The sequence below is a fragment of the uncultured Veillonella sp. genome, from assembly GCF_934190855.1.
GTDB lineage: Bacteria > Bacillota > Negativicutes > Veillonellales > Veillonellaceae > Veillonella.
The window spans coordinates 1-22,029 of the sequence record NZ_CAKPTN010000011.1 but is presented as its reverse complement, the minus strand read 5'-3'; the positions used below and the strand labels follow the sequence as shown (position 1 = coordinate 22,029).

Here is a 22,029-nt window from a genome sequence, read left to right as displayed (position 1 = left end):
CATGTGGTCTTCGCATTGGTGCCATCATTACAGACAATAAATTGTGCTACGAAAAATCTGTTGCTGAATATACAGCCAATCTCAGTGCTAATACATTGGGCCAATATATCTTTGGCGCTTTGAAGCACGAGTCCTATGCACAATTACACAACTGGTATGAGCAGCAACGCGATTACTACCGTCAAATGATCTTTGAACTTCACCAAGGTTTCAAAGAGGTAGAGCCGGACTTCATCGTATCTCGCCCTGAAGCGTCTATTTATTTTGTAATCGACGTACGCAAGGTAGCTAAACCTGGCTTTGATGGGGTAGAGTTTGCCTCTTGGTGTGCTGAGCACGGCGCAGTAAGCCTTGATGATGGGCAAGAGTACACCCTACTCATGGCACCGCTCAATGGTTTCTACAGTGGTAAAAAGGGTGAAGATAACCCTGGTAAGACACAATTGCGCGTATCCTTCTGTGAAAATCCAGACTTATTACGCTTAGCGCCTGAATTGTTATCTAAACTATTCAGAGCCTATGAAGCGCAACGCTAACAATAAGATAATCATAATATAAAGAAAGCCCTCCAGCTGGAGGGCTTTCTTACTTGAATTGTTAATTAATATAATACTATTAGTCAGTTTAATAAAATAATGATAGAATTATGATATAAGGAGGTGTATATATTGATTAATATTAGACCCGTATCAGACTTGCGTAATAAATTTCCTGAAGTTGAAGAAACCGTTATTACCACAAATTCTCCTGTATTTTTAACTAAGAATGGATATGGAACTATGGTGTTAATGAGTATTGAACAATATTCAGCATTAACAGATCCTATTGAGTACGCCTTGGATGAAGCTGATTCTGCAGCAAAAGAAAGCAAAATTCGATACTCTGGTGCCGATGTATTTCGTCGCGTAAGGGAGAGAATCGATGGAGCGGAAATATAGACTAACAATTTTACCATTATTTGAGGAAGAGCTTAATCATATTGTTGATTATATAACTTATGTTCTTCATAATAGAGAGGCTGCTCATCAGTTAATTACAGATATTGAGACTGCTATATACTCAAGATTAAGTTGTCCAGAATCTTTTGCTGTATATCCAAGTAAGAAGCAACGTAAGTATCCATATTATAAGATTACAGTGCGTAATTTTTATATTTTTTATGTAGTAATTGAAGATGTAATGGAAGTTCGTCATATTTATTATAATCGGCGAGATCTACAAAATGTATTAGATGATTAAAATCAGAACCACCCGTAAAACGGGTGGTTTGCTCACGGGCTATAAGCCCGTAGTACTAGGCCAGCGTCTAAAGGCGCTGGCTTTCACTACGTTCAAGCCGCATAGCCATTGACTCGTAACGTTCCCCTTAAAGGGGATATGTATTACTTGCTACCCTAAAAAGGGTCTTCATATTTTTTTACACTAAGTTTATCTTTCATTTGGTCATGTAACTCTTGCTCACGTATATATTTTTTTACGGTAGCTTCATTTAAACCTACCGTACTTACATAATACCCCTCGGACCAAAAGTGTCTATTTCCAAATTTATACTTTAAGTTTGCGTGTTTATCGAACATCATTAGTGCACTTTTACCTTTTAAATATCCCATAAAAGATGACACTGATATTTTAGGTGGGATTAATACTAGCATATGCACATGATCTGCCATAAGCTCCCCCTCTATAATCTTGACGCCCTTATATTCACATAAACGTCTCAGTATTTCACGTAAACTATTTCTGTATTGATTATATATAACTTTACGTCTATACTTAGGTGTAAATACTATGTGGTATTTGCATAACCATTTTGTGTGCGCAAGGCTCTGTGTCTTTGTTGCCATATAAAATCACCTTTCTTTTGTATATAATGCGGCTTGAACACCTACATTATACTTAAGCAAGGTGATTTTTTTGTATAACTTTCGTTGCCGCACCCGCATAGCGGGTGGTTTTATGATTCGCGACTACGTCGCGAACCAGTCTAAAGACAATAATAAAAAAGAAGCTATAATACTAGATGTTATAGCTTCTTTTTGTTTTATCCCTAGGTATAATACGTAGGGAAGGAGAATTATTTTCCTTCTTCATCATGATGTGGTCCCTTAGTACGCAATTCGGCTGCGAGCTGCTCGCTAGGCATAGAGTTTTCCTCTGTTGTTGGATACGAAGTGTCTTCTAAGATTACCGTTTCTAATAATTTGTCAATATCATCTGATTGAATGGATACTTCTTTGTTGTACCACTCGCCAAAATCACGAATTACCTCTTCGTTACGACGGAAGTAGGTATATTGGTCAATTTTGCGAGACTCTACAAGTTCTGCATTTTCTAAAATGCTCATAAATGTAGAAATAGACGATTGAGATACACCGCAGCGTTTTTGGATACTCTTAACGCTTACACTGTGTGGGAAATCGATAAGAGTTTTAGTGTGAACTTGTGCACCAAATTCTTGCTCTGGGTGTTTTAGCCACAATATAATATCTAACCGATGCGGATTGGATAATGCTTTCAAGATTCTTAACGGGTCCATAGGGCCTCCTCTTACTTAAAAAATAACGAGTTCCTAACCTTGACCGTGGACTTGCATTATGCGGTCGTATTATACGCGTCTTGCTCCGTATAGGGTTTTTCCTACTTTTATCATACGCTACTTTCACTGTGAAAGCTAGAAAAACTTATAAATTTCACGAATTGATGAATTTTATTGCACTTAATTAAAAATCTTAGTGTGCAATAGTATGAGCCTATAATGAGTATATATACATACTATAGAGTGTTATATAGCATAATTTCGTAAAATATAGAATATATTTATTTTTTTGTCGATTTTTTTAAAGGTGTTTTACCTCTTCGTAGAGAATATATATATACTGTATGAACTTATGTAAGTTAAGCTTTCATTTAAAGGAGCTGAGTATATGGCAATTGATCGTAATGAAACATTTGATGTCATCGTCGTTGGTGCAGGTCCAGCGGGCTCTGCGGCGGCATTGCGCCTCGCAGAACAGCGGGCGAAAGTACTACTCATCGAACGTGGCACCGCACCAGGCGCTAAAAATATGATGGGTGGACGTATCTACACACATTCGTTAGAACGTCTCGTACCGGACTTTAGAGAACGTGCACCATTGGAACGGAAAGTGACAAAAGAGCGTATTTCTATTGGTACTGGCAATGAAATGACTACTATTGAGTATAGTAATCAAGATGGGAAACCTAATGAGGAATCCTACGTAGTATTGCGCGCTAAATTTGATAAATGGCTCGCAGGTGAGGCAGAGAAAAAAGGTGCTCTCCTCGTATCTAACGTACAAGTTACAGACCTCATCACTGAAGGTGAAGGCAAGAACCGCCGCGTCGTAGGCGTTCGCTGTCACGATGATGAAGTGTATGCAAAACTAGTTGTTATCGCAGAAGGTTCCAATACATTGTTATTGGAAAAAGCTGGTTTAACAGGTCCTACAGATCCAAGCACAATGGCTGTAGGCGTTAAAGAAGTATATAAACTTAAAAAAGATGATCTTGAAAATCGCCTCATGCTATCTGGTGATGAAGGTATGGCATGGCTTACATTGGGCGATATGACTGACGGCTTATTGGGCGGTGGCTTTATTTATACTAATAAAGAAAGTCTTTCCGTAGGTATGGTTGTAGGTCTTGAAGATATCGGTAAAGCTAATAAATCTGTAGACGAAATGCTTTCAGCTTTCACAAGTCATCCAAGAATTGCACCATTGTTGAAAAATGGTCAATTGAAAGAACATAGTGCTCATCTCGTACCTGAAGGTGGTTATAAAGCAATGCCACAATTGGGCGGTAATGGTTATGTTATCGTTGGCGATGCAGCGCGTATGTGTATGAACCTTGGTTATACTATTCGTGGGATGGACCTTGCCATCGAATCCGGCATGTGTGCAGCAGCTGCTGCTAACGTAGCATTGCGCGACGAAAATATGGAACGCATTGCTAGTCTATATGAACGTGAAATCAAAAATTCTTGGTTGCATAAAGACTTGAAATTGTATAAAAACATGCCTGACTTCCTTGCATCCAATCCTCGTATCTTCAAGGAATATCCATCTCTCGTGAATAATGTGATGCGCGATGTCTTCACTGTAAACGGTGATGGTGCCGTTCCGATGTTGAAAAAATTGATGGGTCGCGTTGGAGACGTTGGCCTTGTAACCTTGATTCGTGATGCATTGAAAGGGGTGCGTTCCCTATGAAATTAGAAGAGCGCTTGGGCGCCAATAAATATTATGTAGATGAAACGTCTCCTCATATCCTTGTGGATGGCGCTGGCTTCAGCCGCGAAGAGAAAATGAAACTCGTAAATGGCTGCCCTGCTGGTCTATATACATTACAAGAAAATGGCGATTTAGCCTTTGACTTCGCTGGTTGTTTAGAGTGCGGTACTTGCCGTGTTCTCTGTGGCGAAACTATCGTAAAAACTTGGAAATATCCGCGTAACGCTAAGGGCGTAGAATTTAGACAGGGGTGAGTGTATGGAGTTATTAGTATGTGTCAAACAGGTTCCAGATACATCTGAGATTAAACTGGATCCGGAAACGAATAATCTCATCCGCACAGGCTTGCCTAGTATTGTAAACCCTGACGATATGCATGCGTTAGAGGCGGCTTTGGCGGTAAAAGACGAACATGAAGGTAGCCGTGTAACGGTATTGGCGATGGGCCCTCCTCAAGCTGAGGATGCTCTTCGCGAGTGTTTATCTCTTGGCGCTGATGATGCGGTACTTGTTACAGACCGTGCCTTCGGTGGTGCTGATACGTTAGCTACAAGCTATACCATTGCATCTGCTATCCGTCATATTCAAAAAACAATGAACCGTCAGTTCGAAATCATTTTCTGCGGTAAACAAGCTATCGACGGCGATACTGCGCAAGTAGGCCCTCAAATTGCAGAAGAACTCGGTATGGCGCAAGCAACGTATGCTTGTAAATTCGCTGTAGATACAGCAGCTCAAAAGGCAACTGTAACACGAGAGCACGAAAATGGTTACGAAATCGTAGAAGTGCCATTGCCAGTATTGGTAACGGCTACTGCTGAGCTTAACGAGCCACGTCAACCAGGTCTCTGGAGCTCTATTTACGCAAAACGTTATGAAATTTCCCATATTACATTGCGTGATATGCCTAATATTGATGAAAGCCGTATCGGCCTTAATGGTTCCCCTACGCGCGTTCGTAAGGTATACCAACCACCTCTTCGCGGTAAAGTTGAAATGCTTCCAAACGTTGAAGAAGGTTCTAAAAAAGTTCTCGAATTGGCCTATAATATTAAGCCAGAAAAATTTGCTCATCTATTAGTTCCAAGCGACGCTCCTGTTGTGGCTGAGGAAGCTAATGATGACGGTGTTGATGTTAAAGATCCTGCGCAACGGGCTGCTACTGTTGAAAGTGTGTCCGCTAGCGATTTTAAAGCGGTAGCTGCCGCTCAAGGTGATGAAGGTTCCAAAGGAGGTGACCGGTAATGGGTGTGACAAATTTTGATGATTATAAAGACGTCTTTGTCGTAGCCGATACCATTGATGATGTGGTGCATCCGGTTACTTATGAATTGATTGGCCAAGCTCGCCGTATCGCTAAGGAATTGGGACAGCTAGTTCAAGTAATGCTTCTTGGTGAAAATGTTCAAGCTGAAGCGGAAGAACTCGTAGCACATGGTGCTGATATTGTTCACGTTTTTGAAAGCCCTCTTTTGAAATACTACACAACTGATGGCTATACAAAAGTATTAACTGACTTCTTCAAAGATCATAAGCCTAACGTAATTTTAATCGGCGCTACTAACAACGGTCGTGACTTGGCACCTCGTATGTCTGGTCGCATGCAAAATGGCGTAGTAGCGGACTGTACAATCTTGACTGTAGATACGGCAGAAGGCCTTGTAGAATGGACTCGTCCTGCGTTGGGCGGCAACATCTTGGCGGAAATCATTTCTCCAAACCATCGTCCACAAATGGGTTCCGTACGTCCTAACGTATTTAAAAGACCTGAACGCATTGCAGATAGCTGGGGCCGTATTCAAGTTGAACAATTCGACCTCAAACCGGAAGACATTCGCATGAAGCGTCTTGACTTTATTCCATTCGGCAAAGATGGTTACAATATCCAAGAAGCGGATATCATTGTAGCTGGTGGTCGCGGCATGGGTTCTAAAGAAAACTTTGATAGACTTTACGAACTTGCTGAAGCTATCGGTGGCGTAGTAGGCGCTACACGTCCACTCGTTGAAAAAGGCTGGATTGAATTGCCTTACCAAGTAGGTCAAACAGGTAAAACTGTAAGCCCTAAACTATACTTGGCATTCGGTATTTCCGGTGCTATCCAACACGTGAGCGGCATCTCCGGTGCTGACACAATCGTGGCTATTAACAACGATCCAAATGCAGAAATCTTCCAACACGCTAACTATGGTATCGTAGGAGACTGCATGGAAGTGTTAAATGATATGTTGAAACATCTTAAATAAAGAGCTGTAATATTTGAGCTCTCCTCGTCAAACCTAATAAAACAAAAGGGATACCTTTCTTTAGCCTTCATGGGTGCGCGTAGCACCCAAGGCGGCTTTGAATAGGTATCCCTTTTGTTTTCTCACCTTATCCATGTATACAATATTTCCGCTGATTATAGGTGGTAGAGTAACGTTTTTTAATTTTTATAATGGTATAATGAACTTGTTAGAATAGAATGGATTGAAAATAAGGAGGCTTTTATGGCTCGTAATGTTTTTGTCACTGGCGCAACGTCTGGTATTGGTCTTTGTATTGCTGAGGCGTATGCCAAGTATGGCGATAATGTGTTGATTTCTGGTCGTCGTTCTGAGTTGCTCGACGAGGTACAGGCTCGCTTGTCTAAGGAATATGGCGTGCGTGTTGAGACTTTAGTTCTTGATGTGCGTAGTCGTGAGGATGTGGAAAGCAAGGTGCCTGCTGCTATCGAGGCTTTTGGTGGCGTCGATGTGCTCGTGAATAATGCTGGTCTTGCACAAGGGCTTGATCCTTTCCAAGATAGTGCTGTTGATGATGCGGTGACTATGATTGATACCAATGTGAAAGGTCTTTTATATGTAACAAAAGCAGTACTACCTTTTATGATTGATAAAAACGAAGGCCATATTGTAAATATGGGTTCCACTGCAGGTATTTATGCATATCCTAATGGTGCAGTATACTGCGCTACAAAGGCAGCGGTAAAGACCTTGAGCGATGGCATTCGCATGGATACCATAGCCACAGATATTAAGGTTACCACCATTCAACCAGGCATCGTAGAAACTCCATTTAGTGAAGTGCGATTCCACGGTGATGCGGAACGAGCAAAATCTGTATATGCCGGTATTGAGGCTGTACAACCAGAGGACGTAGCGGATGTTGTGTTGTATGTAACTAACCAACCTAAACGCTTACAAATCTCTGATGTAACCATCATGGCAAACCAACAAGCGGCAGGCTTTATGGTACATAAGAAATAATAGGTTATTATACTAAGCTTGTTAAAATGATATAGCTAGCATTTATTACTTGAAATCCTATATCATTTAGGATATACTTATTAAGCGTGTTTTAATAAATATAATTTTACAAAATATATTTTGTGGAGTATATTATTATGACCTCACTACTAAAGAAATCTTTTTTGATGGCGTTAGCTTGCGTCTGTATAGGTACCTATGGAGTTGTTAAGGCTCAAGGTACTATGGATGCACAAACTAAAGTTTCTGAACCATTAGAAATGTCTGTTGAAGCAGCTGTTCCTGGCGTTGTTATGCCAAGTCCTGTACATGTATTTACCACTGTAGAAGCAGCGTCTGAATATATAGGATTTAGACCTCAGATGCCAAAGTTGTTACCTGTAGGATTTAATATTCAATCTGTTATAACTTTAGAGAAAGACATTTTACAGGTTGTGTACGTGTATGAACCCGGTATAGATCCGTACGTAAATAAAGCCGGTGGTGCTCTTATTTTTTATCGTACATCTACTACATTAAAGGGTGATATCAGCGATGACCATAAGATTCATAAGGTTATAGATACTGAACGTGTAGATGGTACAAAGGTTACTTTCAAAGGTGGTAAGAAAATGGTTTATCTTGCATCTTGGATGAAAGATGGACAAAATCACTCTTTAGAATTTCAGCGTCCCGTTACACGAGATATGGCGAAGGCTATTATCCGTAATATTGTTGAGAAAAAATCACATACAAAATAAATGTGTTTTTAATACTTTTTATGTTACGCGAAGGGAGATTATACCCATGGTTAAAAAATTTGTATTAATGGCAGTTGCATGTGCTTGTGTAGGTTCTTATACTGTTGCTGGTGCACAAGGTACTTTTGATGTAAAACCAGATCCAGCTAAACCTGTAGTTGCAGAACAGGCAGCGGCAATGGTTGGTATGCCAAATCCTATGCATGAATTTAGCACTATTAATGAAGCCGCTAAATACATGAATATTATGCCTCATCTACCTAAAGTATTACCTGTGGGCTATAATATTGAGTCTGTAAGCACTATTGAAAAAGATGTTTTGCAAGTTGTGTATGTTTACCAAGCTGGCGAAGATGCAACTCGTAATCAAGCGGCAGGTAAACGCATCATTTATCGCGTAGCTAATGCAACAGGTGATATCAGTGGTGATTATAAGGATTATCGTGTTACAGCTACAGAAAAGGTAAACGGTACAAAGGTTACTTTCAAAGGTGGCGACAAAATGGTATACCTCGCAGGTTGGACGAAAGATGGTCAAACACATGCGATGTACTTTGAACGCCCTGTAACTCGCGACATGGCAAAAGCCATCATTGCTAACACTGTTGCACCTACAGCACATGCAGCACATGCAGCATATACAAAATAATATAACAGTCCAGCCTAGTGGGATAGGCATGCGAGCTGTGGTGAAACACTCGCATGGACACTGTAAGGGTTATATAAGAAGCGGCTCCTCTCATGAGGGGCCGTTTTAGTATATATGCCAAAATTTCATAATGAGAATTATTCTAATATATACATAGGAGTATATCTAAAAATGAGAATTATTGTTATAATATAATATAATATAATATAATATAATATAATATAGTTATTATTTGATGAAGAAGGCAGGTGATGTATTGTATCGATTAATACTACAGCGTTTGGCAAGTATTGTAGGTATTTTATTGGTGGTTACTATCGGTACATTTGTATTGATAAAATTATCTCCTATTGATCCCGTGTCGATGAAGTTTAATCTGTTAGGGGCTAATCCTGATCCGGTTGTAGTTGCACAGCTACGAGAGCAGTTAGGGCTCAATGATCCTTGGTGGCAGCAATACTTACGTTGGTTAGGTCAAATTGTACAAGGGGACTTTGGTGAGTCTATTCTGTATGCGTTGCCGGTGTCTACGATTTTAGGTGGTGCTTTACCGAATACATTAGGTCTTGTATCGTTAGCACTTCTAATCGGCATCGTTGTAACTATTCCTCTTGGTATATTAGCTGCAAAATATCAGGATTCTTGGGTAGATCATGTTATCCGTTTAGTTACGTTTTTAGCGTTAGCTATCCCAGGCTTTTGGGTAGGCCTACTGCTATTGTATCTATTTGGTGTCAAATTACAGCTCGTATCCGTGACGAATACAAAGGGCTTTGCTGCCTATGTATTGCCTGCAGTTACCCTTGCTTTGTGGATCTGTGGACTCTACATTCGTCGATTACGGAATGCCATTTTAGAAGTATCTCGTCAGCCTTTTGTGCAAGGTGCTCGCGCGTTGGGGCTACCTGAGTGGATGGTGTATACCCGTTATATCTTCCCCCATGTAGGTCTTATGTTATTGCCCATGATGGGCGTAACGATGGGTGCCATGCTAGGTGGGTCTGCCGTTATTGAAATGGTATTCGCCCTAAAAGGCTTTGGTTACATGATGGTGCAAGGCATTGTGGCTCGCGATTATGTTTTGATGCAAGGCTACATTATTTGGATTACTATGGTGTTTATCGTGATTAATATTATCATCGATATTTTGAGCTTTTGGCTAAATCCAAAACGAAGAGCCGCTATAAAAGGAGGCTCCTATGAATAGACGAAAGCCTTACACTTTATATGCTATGTTGGTATTAGCAGCTCTATGGGTTGTATTTTTCCTATGTGCTCCTTATATAGCACCATTCGATCCGGAGACAACTAGTGTGGCAGACCGCTTACAAGATATAAGCAGTACTCACTTATTAGGTACTGATCAGTTAGGGCGAGATGTTTGGTCTCGCATCCTCTATGGCGGTAAAGCTTCGTTAGGTATTGCTTTCACCATTATCGGTATCAGCGGTGCTATCGGCATCGTTATTGGCGGATTGGCTGGCTTCTCTACACCGCGCATCGACCGTTGGTTATCTCGCTTGATTGATTTGGTACTAGGATTCCCGAATATGGTTATTGCCATTGCTTTCATCGGTATCATGGGGCCAAGCATTACGAATGTCATCCTGTCCCTGTGCATTACTAAATGGGCAGAATATGCGCGTATCACGAGAGGCCTCGTACAGATTGAACGCCATGCAGAGTATATTACCTTTGCTCGCATGTCGGGTGCTTCGAACCTACGAATCCTGAGTCGATATATTTTGCCGAATGTATTGCCGCCGTTGTTGATTGTCATTATTCAACATCTAGGGGAGACTATCATCTTGGTAGCCAGTTTCTCACTCATCGGGATTGGTGTACAACCGCCAGATCCAGAGTGGGGCGTTATTTTGTTGAGCTCCCGAGATTTTCTACAAACTGCGCCATGGCTGTTAATTTATCCAGGGCTTGCAATTTTTATTACTGTTGTTTTATTTAACTATATTGGCGATGCGTTGCGCGATGCTCTCGATGTATCTCGCTAACCGCGCTGTGTATAGAGTTTTATGGTGAAAGCCTCTTTCACAGAGGTTATGTTCAAAAAAGGAGAAGTTATGAAACGTTGGTTACTAGCGTGTCTAACTATGCTGTGCATGGTAGCTCTCTTGGTTGGTTGCGGTAGCGATACAGCTAAAGACGGCAAACAAGGGAAGCATATGAATGTTGGTTTGTATTGGTTTGGTGAAACATTAGATCCAACTCACGAGTGGGATGCGTGGACTTTGACTCGTATCGGTGCTGGTGAAAACTTGGCTGTTGTTACACCAGATATGAAATTTGCCCCTCAATTGGCAGATTCTTGGGAAAATGTGGACCCTACAACTTGGAAATTCCACATCCGTGAAAATGTAAAATTCCATAATGGTACGCCTATGACTCCACAAAAGGTTAAAGAGTCTATCGAGTACACAATGAAACAAAGTGCTCGTTCCGCGAAAGCTGTAAAAATCGAGTCCATCACGGTAGATGGTCAAAACTTGATTATTAAAACAACAGAACCTAATGGTTCCTTGTTATCTAGCTTAACTGAACCAGCGTTCGTTATCATGGACACTGCAGATCTTAAGGATGTAGCATCTAAACCAGTTCTTACAGGTCCTTATAAAATCAATTCCTTCACAAAAGGTGAAACAATCGAACTCTCTGCCTTCGCAGATTACTGGGGCGGCAAACCAGCTCTTGATACTGTAACTGTAAAAGACATCGAAGACAACAATAAACGCGCTATGGCGTTACAATCTAAAGACGTTGATGTAATCCAAAAAGTGGACTCTGCTAACCGCAGCTTGTTCAAAGATGGCTTCAACACTCAAGACGTTGCAGGTGTTCGTGTGCTTATGTTGAAATTGAACCATACTGAAGTTTCTCCATTACATGACAAAGCTGTACGTTCCGCTATTGCTCATATTATTAACTATGATTCTATGGCGAAAATCATTGGTAATGGTGCGACTCCAGGTGGAGCTCCATTCCCACCATCTGCTAATTTAGGTTTTGATTCTATTGCTAATAAACCGATGACAGATGTAGCTAAAGCGGACCAACTCTTGACTCAAGCTGGCTATGCTAAAAATGCAAACGGCATCTATGCTAAAGATGGTAAAGAATTGGCTCTAACTCTTGCTATTTGGGGTAAAGACACAAGCTTATACGAAGAAATTCAACAAGAATTGAAACAAGCGGGCATTGCAGTAACCCTTAAAAAATTACAAAGCGCTGGTGAAGTAGATACACTTGGTACAGATGGCTTTGATATGGTAGAACGTGCTGCCATTACTATGTCTACAAATGACCCTTACTGGTACCTCAGCTTGTTCTACCAAACTGGTGCTAAAGCAAACGTTGGTGCTTACTCCAACCCTCAAGTGGATGCATTAATCGATCAATTGTCCGTAACATTTGATCAAAATGAACGTGCTAATAAAGCTAAACAAGCGCAACAATTGCTAGTTGATGACGTAACAGATATCTACTTGATGTATCCAAGTGCAACTGTTGTATCCACTACAAAGGTTAAAAATGTACCAGTACATCCAATCGATTACTACTTATTAACAAAGGATTCTACTATTGAATAAATCTGATTGTATCGTATTTGATGATGTATCGATTTCATATGGTTCGGAGCAAGCGGTACGGAATGTATCCTTCTCCGTACCTACTGGTGAGGTCTTTGCCATCGTTGGTGAAAGTGGCTCTGGTAAATCTACGTTAGTTCGCGCCGCCTTTGGCATTTTGAAACAAGCTACCATTAGTGGTCAAATCCTCTTAAATGGTACAGATGTTTCTACCTTGAAAGCCAGTGATTGGCGACAATTACGGGGAACCAAGATTTCTATGATCTTTCAAAACCCTAGCGCCTATTTAAATCCAAATCGCACTGTAGAAAATCACTTCAAAGATTTGTTCCGTGCTCATGGTGAAAGCTATGAAATAGCTCGCGTCATCGACATGTTAAAGTTAGTTCATCTCAATGATGGCGAGCGGATTTTACAGTCTTATCCGTTTCAATTAAGCGGTGGCATGCAACAGCGACTAGCTATAGCTTTAAGTCTCATCTTAAAGCCTAGCATCGTATTTGCCGACGAACCGACTAGTGCCTTAGATATGCTCGTGCAAGCCTCTGTATTAGAACTTTTAAAAGAGGTAACACAAGCTCTTGGCGCAACGGTGATTATCGTAACCCATAATATCAAGTCGGCCGCACAAATTGCCAATAGAATTGGCGTTATGAATAAGGGACAGCTCGTTGAAGTAGGCTCCACCGAAGAGGTTATGACATGCCCAAAAGATGAGTATACTCGTATTTTGTTAGATTCCGTAATGAAAGTGGTGTAGTATGATTCAACTCGAGAATATCTGTAAACAATATACAAACCACAATCATACGGTTCGTGCTGTTGATGATGTATCTTTCTCTGTAGCGGAGAATGAACGGGTAGGTATTGCTGGTGGTAGTGGTTCTGGTAAAAGTACACTTCTTAAACTCATTGCGATGTTAGAAGCGCCTACCTCTGGTACTTTGCAATTATTCGGCGCAGATATTACATCTATTAAAAATCATAGAGAATTATATCGTTCTATGCAGATGATGTTTCAAAATCCCTTGGCGATCATTCCGCCGCGGATGAATTTAGAAGCTTTTCTTTTAGAACCATATATCAACTATGGGCTTATGGATATAGCCGCTGCAAAGGAAGATATCCGCAAATGGATTCAACATGTAGATCTACCTGAAACCATTGTTCAGAAATACCCTCACGAAGTAAGTGGTGGTCAGCTGCAACGTGTAGTACTGGCAAGGATTATGTTGATGCATCCAAAACTAGTACTCTTTGATGAACCTACATCAGCCCTTGATGCGGTAAATCAAAAACTAGTGCTAGACCTATTACAAAAACTCCATACGGAACAACCCTTCGGCTACGTATTCGTCAGCCATGACATAGGACTTTTACAAGCTGTAACAGACCGAATCATCGTTATGAAAGACGGACACATCGTTGAAATTATCGAATCAAAACGACTCAAAGAAGCGGTACATCCTTATACAAAAGCACTTGTAGAAGCAAGTGAGTAAACGAAAGCCCCTGTTTTAAACAGGGGCTTTTCTTATGGAAAAGTGGCTATCTATACATTGTAGATAACCACTGTAAGTTTAGATGATTATGCAATTTCTGCCTTCAAATCAATAACGTGTTTACATGCCACACATCCAGGGCAGTCACAGAATTCTGCGCCTTGTGCTTTAATGTCTTTAGCGTGTTGTAATAGGTTAGCTGCGCCTTCTGCACCAAGGATTTGTGTAGCGAGTTCAGAGCCTGCAAAGCCAATGGTTTCATCGATAAAAGCAATGTTTTGTTCTGCTACAGATACGAGTTGTTTAGTAAGTTCTTCTTGTTCAGGTTTGCCTTCTGCATTGATCCAAGATTGTGCAAATTCTTTTAATGTAGGGTTGCTTGTAGGTGCATCTAATAAAGCTTGAACGAGTTCTTTTAATTGTGTATGTGTCATGATAGTCTCCTTTTTTATAACTACTAACTATAGTTTTGGAATAGTGCATTTAGTATCATATGAGCATCTGTTCCTTTTGTTGAGTTCATTATAGCACCCACAATTATTTTGAATAGTAGAATGATTTGTGATAGATACTATCAAATGTGATAGATTTGTGATATTTACTGAGAAAATTTTTTGATATAATTTTATAATAAAAGCGGATTATCAATGATTGGTGCAACGTAGTTTTATTGAAGTTGTAAAAGATAGACTCAGGATAATATAAATAAATTAACGAGATGGGCAAAAGAGAATGTATATTGGCATTGAAAGGATAAAAGAGTATTTTTTAGCAGTGTGAGAAACTTATCCTGATTTTGCAATGAAGATTTATAATCAATATGAAGATAAAAGTAATTTGAATTTATGGAGGTAGTAATGAATAAGATTACTTGCATTTGTTTAGGTGTTAGAGACATGGAAAAATCAATAAAGTTTTATAGAGATGGTTTAGGATATAAGACTGACTGTAAAGAAAATAATCCGCCAGTAATATTTTTTGATACGGTAGGGACAAAATTTGAACTATTTCCTTTGGAACAATTAGTAAAAGATATTGATGAAAATAATCCACCAGCGGGAAATGGATTTGCCGGAATTACATTAGTTTACAATGTTGAACATAAAGAAGATGTTGATAATGTTATTGAATTAGTACGAAATGCTGGGGGAAAAATTGTAAAAGAACCACAAGATGTTTTTTGGGGTGGTTATCATGCATATTTTGCTGATCTAGATGGATATTACTGGGAAGTTGCATGGGGTCCAAACTTTAAGTTTGATGAAAAGGGATTATTGAAATTTTAGTAGTTAATCTTGCTCAGGCATGTCTTCGACATCAGCTTATTATAGACTTATAATCATGCTGTAACTAGTATTATATAGGCATTTGTTCTTTTAGTGATATAATTTACTTAACATATGTGCTTTATTTGTAGGGAGTAAATTATGAAGAAGGTAATATGTGTATTAGCTGCACTAGCTTTCATAGGTTCTATTAATGTTGCCTCCGCAGATGATTTGATGCGGCTTCGCCTCAATGGTAATTCTATTTATGACCAGCCTTATGGTGACCGAAATGAGTTTCCTTGTCCAGATGGACTGGGCAGTTGCAGTATGACTGATAGCGATTATAAGAGTACTCGTAAAGGTCAATCGCTAGAGGTATTTAATACTGTATATGAGGCTAAGCAACATTTGAACTTTAATCCGCAGTTGCCAGTTGGGGTAGAGGGACTCCGCCCTGTACATGTATCTATTGTGGATCATGATGTACTACAAGTGGTGTATGCCTATCATGAGCTTTTAAAAGGAAAATACTTTGATCGTGTAGATGATATGCCAAAGTATATTAAATATCGTGTATCTACTTTATCTGGTAATATTGCAGGTGACTATAAGGATTACTTACCGCAGAAGACGGATGTAATAAATGGTATGACGGTGACCTATCAAATAGTAGATAACTCCGTTTACTTAGCGTCTTGGGAACATGAGGGACAAAACCATGTGTTCCTATTTAATGAGCCTATTTCTATTGAACGGGCTAGAGAAATGATTAACAGTGTAGGTGCTAATTAAGTTTAGTGCTGCACTATCTTTTTCAGTATGATTAGCTTATAATATACCTATAAAGAGAGCCCATTAACGTGATTAGGGCGTTAGGCTCATCTAAAACTGAACAAAATTATGATGGCGCCTAACGTGTTAGAGGACTGCACTCCTCTATACGTTAGGCGTTTATCGTTGTACTACTTAACTAGTGCAATGATAGTGACTACTGATAACAGAACTATGATGATTGCATAGGTAACCTTTGTTGTGTTTGATATTAAAATAATGGAGCTTATATGAACGCAGAAAAGTACAAAGTTTCAAAGTTGCTATATATAGAAAATGCTAGCAACAAGATAATGGAAAAGTACCAAATAAAAGCACAATACGAAACGGAACCGCCTCATGGTGATGCAATATATTCCATTACTATAAAGGGAAAAACATTGCCGTTTTGGATTTATGGTAGAGATGTTACTTTCATAGGTAGTAGTATGGTTATGGTCGAGTCTGTACAATGTAAAACCTGGAATCCCATAGAAACAATATTTATTGATTTAGAGAATGAAGTATATGCTAGTTTAAAGGACTGGTATACGGACATTTCATTTGCTAATGATCGAATAGAGCTAACTAATCAAGTGGTAAAAATGGATAAACAAATTCTCAATGATTTTGAGGATTTAGAGTGGATTAGTTACTAACGAGAATGTCTAATTAAACATATTCATTTTATTTTAATTGACATAACTCTATAGAATACAGTACAATACCCTTATATCTTAAATACGAGCTATGAATGGGTATAAAGGTTTACAAATCCTGCTTTCAGAGAGTTGCCGGTTGGTGCGAGGCAATAGAGGTTGTACGCTGACACTCTCCCGTGAGCTTTGATGGTGAATTCAGCAGTAGTCATCGACGGTGGTTCCGTTATACCCGAAACGAGTCCCAAATAGGGTGGTACCGTGTTATGTATATAACGCCCCTTTGAACAACGACAGTTGTTCTGAGGGGCTTTTTTTATTGTAAAAGTCTAGTAAAAGCACTGATAGTATACAGTATCGAAATCGGCGGTTTTACTAAACTTTCACAATCGATAGATATAATAAAGTGTTATGTTTTATTAGTACAGAAAAGGTGAAGATTATGGATCAAAATCGCGTATATTTCTTCGATACAACCCTTCGTGATGGGGAACAAACACCAGGTGTGTCTTTACAAACTCCTGAAAAAATTGAAATTGCGAAAGGCCTAGTACGCCTCGGCATCGACGTAATCGAGGCTGGCTTCCCAGCAGCATCCCCTGGGGATTTTGAAGCAGTACAAACGATTGCACGCGAAGTGAAAGGTGCAACAATTTGTGCGTTGGCACGTGCTAATGAAAAGGACGTACAAAAAGCGATTGATGCATTGAAAGATGCGGAACGCAGCCGTTTACATGTGTTCATTGCTATTTCCGAACTTCATATGGAATATAAATTAAAAATGACTCGCCAAGAGGTTTTGGATAAGGTTAAATCTGTATTGGCATATGCAAAAGGTAAAGTTGATGAAATCGAGTTCTCCGGTGAAGACGCAGCACGCTCTGATTTAGATTTTGCATGCCAAGTATTTGGAGTTGCCATTGCTGGTGGTGCAACGATTATTAACGTACCAGATACAGTAGGTTACATGAATCCTAATGAGTTTGGTGATAAAATCCGTTACATCAAAGAACATACACCAGGCATTGAAAATGCCATCATCTCCGTTCACTGTCATGATGACTTAGGTCTTGCTAATGCAAATACGTTAGCTGCTATTAAAGCGGGTGCACGTCAAGTAGAAGGCACAATTAATGGTCTAGGCGAACGCGCTGGTAACGTAGCGATTGAAGAAGTAGTAATGGCTCTTAAAACACGTCATGATTACTTCGGCGATCTTCAAGTGAACATTGATACAAAACAATTTACGAAAGTTTCTAAACTCGTAAGCCGTCTAACAGGTGTCGTAGTACCTCCAAATAAACCAATCGTAGGTTCCAACGCCTTTGCTCATGAGTCTGGTATTCACCAACATGGTATGATGAGCAACCCTGAAACTTATGAAATCATGACTCCTGAGTCCGTAGGGGCTGAAAAAACAGACCTCGTATTGGGCAAACACTCTGGTCGTCATGCCTTCGCTGATCATTTGGCAAAACTTGGTTTCCAATCTTTCACAGAAGAGAAAATCAACGACCTCTTCGCTAAATTCAAGGAATTGGCAGACCGCAAAAAACAAGTATACGATGATGACATCATCGCTCTTGTAGTAGATAACTTACATCACAAAAAAGCATTCGAGCTTGTGGCTCAATACTACAAATTGGGTGAAAAAGGTTATGCATACGCAGACGTTCGCCTCATGACTCCAGAAGGTGAAAAAGCCGATGCTGCCGTTGGTGATGGTCCAGTAGACGCATCCCTTAAAGCGGTCGAACGTGTGGTTGGCTTGCCAATTAGCTTAAAAGACTACCAAATCCGCGCTATTACAGCAGGTAAAGATGCCCTTGGGGAAGCAACCCTTAAGGTAGAATACAACGGTCGCTTGTACCATGGTCGTGGTATCAGCACCGATATCGTTAAATCAAGTGTGAACGCATATATTAATGCAGTAAACTCAGTATTCCTAGCTATGGAGCTAGAACAACAGGAGGAAGAATAATATGGGTATGACCATTACTGAAAAGAATATGGCTCGCCACGCGGGTCTTGATGTTGTAAAACCAGGCCAAATCATCGAATGTCATTTGGACGCTGTATTGATGAACGACATCACATTCCCACCAGCTCGTAAAGAGTTCTTAAAAATTGGCAAACCTGTATTTGACCGTCATAAAATCTACTTGGTGCCTGACCATTTCACACCAAATAAAGATATTCAATCCGCTACACAAGCAAAAGTAATGCGCGACTTCGTACGCGAACATGGCATTACAAACTATTTTGAAGTAGGTAGAATGGGTATTGAGCACGTTATTTTGCCAGAAAAAGGCCTTATCGGCCCTGGCGAAATGATTATTGGTGCTGACTCCCACACTTGTACATATGGTGCGGTCAATGCATTCTCCACAGGCGTAGGCTCCACTGATGCGGGCGTTGCTATGGCAGAAGGTAAAACTTGGTTCAAAGTGCCTGAAACTATCAAAGTTGAGCTTATCGGTAAACCTAACAAATGGGTAACTGGTAAAGACGTAATCCTTGATTTGATCGGTCAAATTGGCGTAGACGGCGCTCGTTATATGGCTCTTGAATTCGCTGGTGACGGCGTACAACACATGACTATGGCTGATCGTCTTACAATCTGTAACATGGCTATCGAAGCTGGCGGTAAATGTGGCGTATTCCCTTACGATGCAGTAACTGAAGAATACATCAAAGGCCGCGTAAACCGTCCTGTTGAGCCAATCGCTCCAGATGCTGATGCAGTATATGCCCAAACGATTACAATTGACTTGTCCAAATTGCAACCAGTTGTAGCATTCCCTCATTTGCCATCCAACACACATTACATCAACGAAATCGACAAAGATATTAAAATCGACCAAGTTATCATCGGTTCTTGTACAAATGGCCGTTACGAAGACTTGGTGGCAGCTGCAGAAATCTTCAAAGGTCGCAAGGTAGCTCCTTTCGTACGTTGTATCGTAATCCCTGGTTCCCAAGATGTATATGACCAAGCGTTGAAAGATGGTCTATTAGATATCTTCATTCAAGCTGACTGCGCTGTGTCCACCCCAACATGTGGTCCTTGCCTAGGCGGTTACATGGGCATCATGGCTGAAGGGGAACGCACAGTTTCCACTACAAACCGTAACTTCCGTGGTCGTATGGGTCACGTTGATTCTGAAGTATATTTGGCAAGCCCTTACGTGGCGGCAGCAAGTGCTGTATTAGGCCGCATTGCAGGCCCTGAGGAGGTTTAATATGGATTTTGAAAGCAAAAAAATCTGGCGCTACGGCGACGATGTAGATACAGACGTAATCATTCCAGCTCGTTACTTGGCAATTGCTGATTGGAACGAATTGGCAGAACATGCGATGGAAGATATTGATACAACTTTTGCACCTAATGTGAAAGCTGGTGAAATCATGGTAGCTGGCAAAAACTTTGGTTGTGGTTCCTCTCGTGAACACGCACCAGGCGTTATCAAAGCAAAAGGGGTGCCTGTAATCGTAGCACACTCCTTTGCACGTATCTTCTTCCGTAATGCTATCAACATCGGTTTGCCAGTAGTGGAAATCGGTGAACAAGTAGACCGTATCGACGCAGGCGATGCTATCGGCGTAGACTTGTCTAAAGGTATCGTGTACAACTTGACTAAAAACGAACAATACCAAGGCACCGAATTGCCACAATTCATTCAAGACATTGCGGCAGCAGGCGGTCTTGTGAACTTTGCGAAAAACCGCAAGTAAGCATTTACTATATGGAGAGGTAATATGAGCGAAAAGAATATCGTATTGATCCCTGGTGATGGTATCGGTACTGAGATTATTGCAGCAGCGAAGGCTGTGTGTGATGTGGCTTTTGAGAAAGCCGGTGTAAATGTTAATTGGATTGATAAAAAAGCGGGCGGTGCGTCTATTGATGCGTACGGTGTGCCTTTGACTGAGGATACTATCGAGGCTTGTAAAGTAGCTGATGCTGTATTGCTTGGTGCTGTAGGCGGTCCTAAATGGGATAATGTAGATCCTTCTATCCGTCCTGAAAAAGCAATCCTTGGCCTTCGCAAGGAGCTTGGTTTATTCTGTAACTTGCGTCCTGTAAAAATCTATCCATCTTTGCAAGAGTATTCCCCACTTAAAAAGGAACTCGTACAAGATGTAGATTTCGTTATCGTTCGTGAGTTGACTGGCGGTATTTACTTCGGTGAACGCGAAGAGGCACAAGGCGAAGGTGCTAACGAGTTTGCTTGGGATAAAGAAACGTACAGCCGTTACGAAGTAGAGCGCATCATGGATATTGCTATGGAAACAGCTCGCAAACGTAACAAAAAGGTTGTATCTGTAGATAAAGCAAACGTATTGGCTTCTTCTCGTTTGTGGCGTAAAATTGCCCAAGAGAAAGCAGCAGCTAATCCAGACATCGCAACAGATTACTTCTATGTAGATAATACAGCGATGCAACTCGTTGTAAATCCTGCACAATTCGACGTTATCGTGACAACAAACTTGTTCGGCGATATCTTGTCTGACGAAGGCGCTGTTATCTCTGGTTCCATTGGGCTTTTACCATCTGCATCCATGGGTACAGGCACAGCATTGTACGAGCCAATCCACGGTTCCGCACCTGACATCATGGGCCGAAACTTGGCGAACCCATTGGGCACAATCTTGTCTGCCGCTATGATGTGCCGTCACTCTCTTGATTTACCTCAAGTGGCTGACGCTATTGAAAAAGCTGTTGAACAAGTCCTCGTTGATGGTTACCGCACAGGCGATATCTACCGCGAAGGTTTGAAACGGGTAGGTACCACAGAAATGGCACAAGCTGTAATTGAACGTTTATAAAAGACGGAATATGGTTTCATAAAATTTATAATGTAAAATAAATCATTTCTTAATCGTACTATATGCGTTATAATATAGACGATTTATGTATTTTTATTAAATTAGAGAGGGTTGGGATGCCCTCTCTTTTTTGCGGGAGATGATATGTTACCATATTTTTTACTTGCCTTATCTATAGGGCTAGAGTTGTTTGCAACGACCATGCTGAAAGCCTCTGATGGTTTTACGAGACCATTACAGACCGTTGCTTGTGTGCTTGGTTATGTAGGATCTTTCTATACATTGACGCATGTACTGAAATATATTCCCCTCAGTGTTACCTATGCTACCTGGTCTGGGGTAGGCCTTGTGGTGACAGCTCTTATTTCTGTCTTTATCTTTAGTGAGGGCTATAATATTTACACTATTTTGGGGATCGGTCTTATTGTAGTTGGCGTAGTAATCCTAAACCTGTGGGGAAGTGTAGGA

25 protein-coding genes, 1 pseudogene and 1 other annotated feature are annotated in these 22,029 nt (G+C 40.6%); of the genes and pseudogenes, 23 read left to right on the top strand and 3 right to left on the bottom strand.

The genetic code is table 11. From position 1 onward, the window contains the following. The 3 genes and pseudogenes from Q0F90_RS01545 to Q0F90_RS01535 form a co-directional block, all read left to right on the top strand. Window positions 1-536: pseudogene (locus Q0F90_RS01545) on the top strand (pyridoxal phosphate-dependent aminotransferase); the annotation flags it as partial. 132 nt (window positions 537-668) lie between these two features. After that, window positions 669-938 carry a type II toxin-antitoxin system Phd/YefM family antitoxin gene (locus Q0F90_RS01540; protein WP_039969464.1) on the top strand — a complete coding sequence of 90 codons (270 nt, stop codon included), beginning with the start codon at window positions 669-671 and terminating at the stop codon, window positions 936-938. Continuing rightward, window positions 922-1,239 carry a type II toxin-antitoxin system RelE/ParE family toxin gene (locus Q0F90_RS01535; protein ID WP_296002636.1) on the top strand — a complete coding sequence of 106 codons (318 nt, stop codon included), beginning with the start codon at window positions 922-924 and terminating at the stop codon, window positions 1,237-1,239. Before Q0F90_RS01540 ends, Q0F90_RS01535 begins: the two co-directional genes overlap by 17 nt. A gap of 155 nt (window positions 1,240-1,394) precedes the next feature. Here Q0F90_RS01535 and tnpA read toward each other — a convergent pair whose 3' ends face one another. Together tnpA and Q0F90_RS01525 are read right to left on the bottom strand one after the other, a co-directional pair. Beyond that, window positions 1,395-1,844, bottom strand: coding sequence for an IS200/IS605 family transposase (tnpA, locus tag Q0F90_RS01530; RefSeq protein ID WP_296002633.1), 450 nt, complete (start codon window positions 1,842-1,844; stop codon window positions 1,395-1,397). A 230-nt stretch (window positions 1,845-2,074) separates the two neighbouring features. Further along, the gene (locus tag Q0F90_RS01525) at window positions 2,075-2,536 is read right to left on the bottom strand and encodes a helix-turn-helix transcriptional regulator (protein WP_296002630.1); all 462 of its coding nucleotides are present in this window, start codon (window positions 2,534-2,536) and stop codon (window positions 2,075-2,077) included. 388 nt (window positions 2,537-2,924) lie between these two features. On the opposite strand from Q0F90_RS01525, the gene Q0F90_RS01520 reads away from it, so the two are divergent. The 12 genes from Q0F90_RS01520 to Q0F90_RS01465 all read left to right on the top strand — a co-directional run bounded on the left by Q0F90_RS01520 (window position 2,925) and on the right by Q0F90_RS01465 (window position 13,994). Continuing rightward, window positions 2,925-4,232: an FAD-dependent oxidoreductase gene (locus Q0F90_RS01520; RefSeq protein WP_296002627.1), complete on the top strand. Its 1,308-nt coding sequence runs from the start codon at window positions 2,925-2,927 to the stop codon at window positions 4,230-4,232. Beyond that, a complete protein-coding gene (locus tag Q0F90_RS01515; protein WP_105081226.1) occupies window positions 4,229-4,507 on the top strand; it encodes a ferredoxin family protein in 279 nt (92 codons plus the stop codon). Before Q0F90_RS01520 ends, Q0F90_RS01515 begins: the two co-directional genes overlap by 4 nt. 4 nt (window positions 4,508-4,511) lie before the next feature. Further along, window positions 4,512-5,498 carry an electron transfer flavoprotein subunit beta/FixA family protein gene (locus Q0F90_RS01510; RefSeq protein ID WP_296002624.1) on the top strand — a complete coding sequence of 329 codons (987 nt, stop codon included), beginning with the start codon at window positions 4,512-4,514 and terminating at the stop codon, window positions 5,496-5,498. Then, window positions 5,498-6,499: an electron transfer flavoprotein subunit alpha/FixB family protein gene (locus Q0F90_RS01505; RefSeq protein WP_296002620.1), complete on the top strand. Its 1,002-nt coding sequence runs from the start codon at window positions 5,498-5,500 to the stop codon at window positions 6,497-6,499. Before Q0F90_RS01510 ends, Q0F90_RS01505 begins: the two co-directional genes overlap by 1 nt. A gap of 243 nt (window positions 6,500-6,742) precedes the next feature. Further along, window positions 6,743-7,501, top strand: a complete 759-nt coding sequence (locus Q0F90_RS01500; protein ID WP_296002617.1) for an SDR family NAD(P)-dependent oxidoreductase — start codon at window positions 6,743-6,745, stop codon at window positions 7,499-7,501. Between the two features lie 137 nt (window positions 7,502-7,638). Beyond that, a complete protein-coding gene (locus tag Q0F90_RS01495) occupies window positions 7,639-8,241 on the top strand; it encodes a hypothetical protein (RefSeq protein WP_296002615.1) in 603 nt (200 codons plus the stop codon). A 46-nt stretch (window positions 8,242-8,287) separates the two neighbouring features. Next, window positions 8,288-8,890, top strand: a complete 603-nt coding sequence (locus Q0F90_RS01490) for a hypothetical protein (protein WP_296002613.1) — start codon at window positions 8,288-8,290, stop codon at window positions 8,888-8,890. 256 nt (window positions 8,891-9,146) lie between these two features. Continuing rightward, window positions 9,147-10,097, top strand: a complete 951-nt coding sequence (locus Q0F90_RS01485; protein WP_296002610.1) for an ABC transporter permease — start codon at window positions 9,147-9,149, stop codon at window positions 10,095-10,097. Beyond that, window positions 10,090-10,899, top strand: coding sequence for an ABC transporter permease (locus Q0F90_RS01480; protein WP_296002607.1), 810 nt, complete (start codon window positions 10,090-10,092; stop codon window positions 10,897-10,899). The genes Q0F90_RS01485 and Q0F90_RS01480 overlap by 8 nt, the downstream gene beginning before the upstream one ends. Window positions 10,900-10,968: 69 nt before the next feature. Next, the gene (locus tag Q0F90_RS01475; protein WP_296002603.1) at window positions 10,969-12,492 is read left to right on the top strand and encodes an ABC transporter substrate-binding protein; all 1,524 of its coding nucleotides are present in this window, start codon (window positions 10,969-10,971) and stop codon (window positions 12,490-12,492) included. Then, window positions 12,485-13,252, top strand: coding sequence for an ABC transporter ATP-binding protein (locus Q0F90_RS01470; protein ID WP_296002600.1), 768 nt, complete (start codon window positions 12,485-12,487; stop codon window positions 13,250-13,252). The genes Q0F90_RS01475 and Q0F90_RS01470 overlap by 8 nt, the downstream gene beginning before the upstream one ends. Before the next feature lies 1 nt (window position 13,253). Continuing rightward, window positions 13,254-13,994 (top strand): ABC transporter ATP-binding protein, encoded by a 741-nt coding sequence (locus Q0F90_RS01465; RefSeq protein ID WP_296002597.1) that lies wholly within the window; start codon window positions 13,254-13,256, stop codon window positions 13,992-13,994. Between the two features lie 86 nt (window positions 13,995-14,080). Here the strand turns inward: Q0F90_RS01465 and Q0F90_RS01460 are convergent, their stop codons facing one another. Continuing rightward, window positions 14,081-14,428, bottom strand: a complete 348-nt coding sequence (locus Q0F90_RS01460; RefSeq protein ID WP_296002594.1) for a hypothetical protein — start codon at window positions 14,426-14,428, stop codon at window positions 14,081-14,083. Window positions 14,429-14,851: 423 nt separating this feature from the next. Here Q0F90_RS01460 and Q0F90_RS01455 point away from each other — a divergent pair, with 423 nt between their 5' ends. The 8 genes from Q0F90_RS01455 to Q0F90_RS01420 all read left to right on the top strand — a co-directional run. Then, window positions 14,852-15,280 carry a VOC family protein gene (locus Q0F90_RS01455; RefSeq protein WP_296002591.1) on the top strand — a complete coding sequence of 143 codons (429 nt, stop codon included), beginning with the start codon at window positions 14,852-14,854 and terminating at the stop codon, window positions 15,278-15,280. Between the two features lie 141 nt (window positions 15,281-15,421). Then, window positions 15,422-16,054, top strand: coding sequence for a hypothetical protein (locus Q0F90_RS01450; RefSeq protein ID WP_296002589.1), 633 nt, complete (start codon window positions 15,422-15,424; stop codon window positions 16,052-16,054). 269 nt (window positions 16,055-16,323) lie between these two features. Beyond that, a complete protein-coding gene (locus Q0F90_RS01445; RefSeq protein WP_296002585.1) occupies window positions 16,324-16,731 on the top strand; it encodes a hypothetical protein in 408 nt (135 codons plus the stop codon). A gap of 82 nt (window positions 16,732-16,813) precedes the next feature. Continuing rightward, window positions 16,814-17,017, top strand: a binding site (T-box leader). A gap of 156 nt (window positions 17,018-17,173) precedes the next feature. Beyond that, window positions 17,174-18,712: a 2-isopropylmalate synthase gene (locus tag Q0F90_RS01440; RefSeq protein ID WP_005381515.1), complete on the top strand. Its 1,539-nt coding sequence runs from the start codon at window positions 17,174-17,176 to the stop codon at window positions 18,710-18,712. A gap of 1 nt (window position 18,713) precedes the next feature. Further along, the gene (gene leuC, locus Q0F90_RS01435) at window positions 18,714-19,973 is read left to right on the top strand and encodes a 3-isopropylmalate dehydratase large subunit (protein WP_273298840.1); all 1,260 of its coding nucleotides are present in this window, start codon (window positions 18,714-18,716) and stop codon (window positions 19,971-19,973) included. A 1-nt stretch (window position 19,974) separates the two neighbouring features. Beyond that, window positions 19,975-20,466 (top strand): 3-isopropylmalate dehydratase small subunit, encoded by a 492-nt coding sequence (locus Q0F90_RS01430; protein ID WP_009351898.1) that lies wholly within the window; start codon window positions 19,975-19,977, stop codon window positions 20,464-20,466. Between the two features lie 24 nt (window positions 20,467-20,490). Next, window positions 20,491-21,561 carry a 3-isopropylmalate dehydrogenase gene (gene leuB / locus Q0F90_RS01425; protein ID WP_296002573.1) on the top strand — a complete coding sequence of 357 codons (1,071 nt, stop codon included), beginning with the start codon at window positions 20,491-20,493 and terminating at the stop codon, window positions 21,559-21,561. 144 nt (window positions 21,562-21,705) lie between these two features. Beyond that, the coding region (locus Q0F90_RS01420) for a multidrug efflux SMR transporter (RefSeq protein ID WP_296002572.1) at window positions 21,706-22,029 on the top strand (324 nt) is incomplete at its 3' end.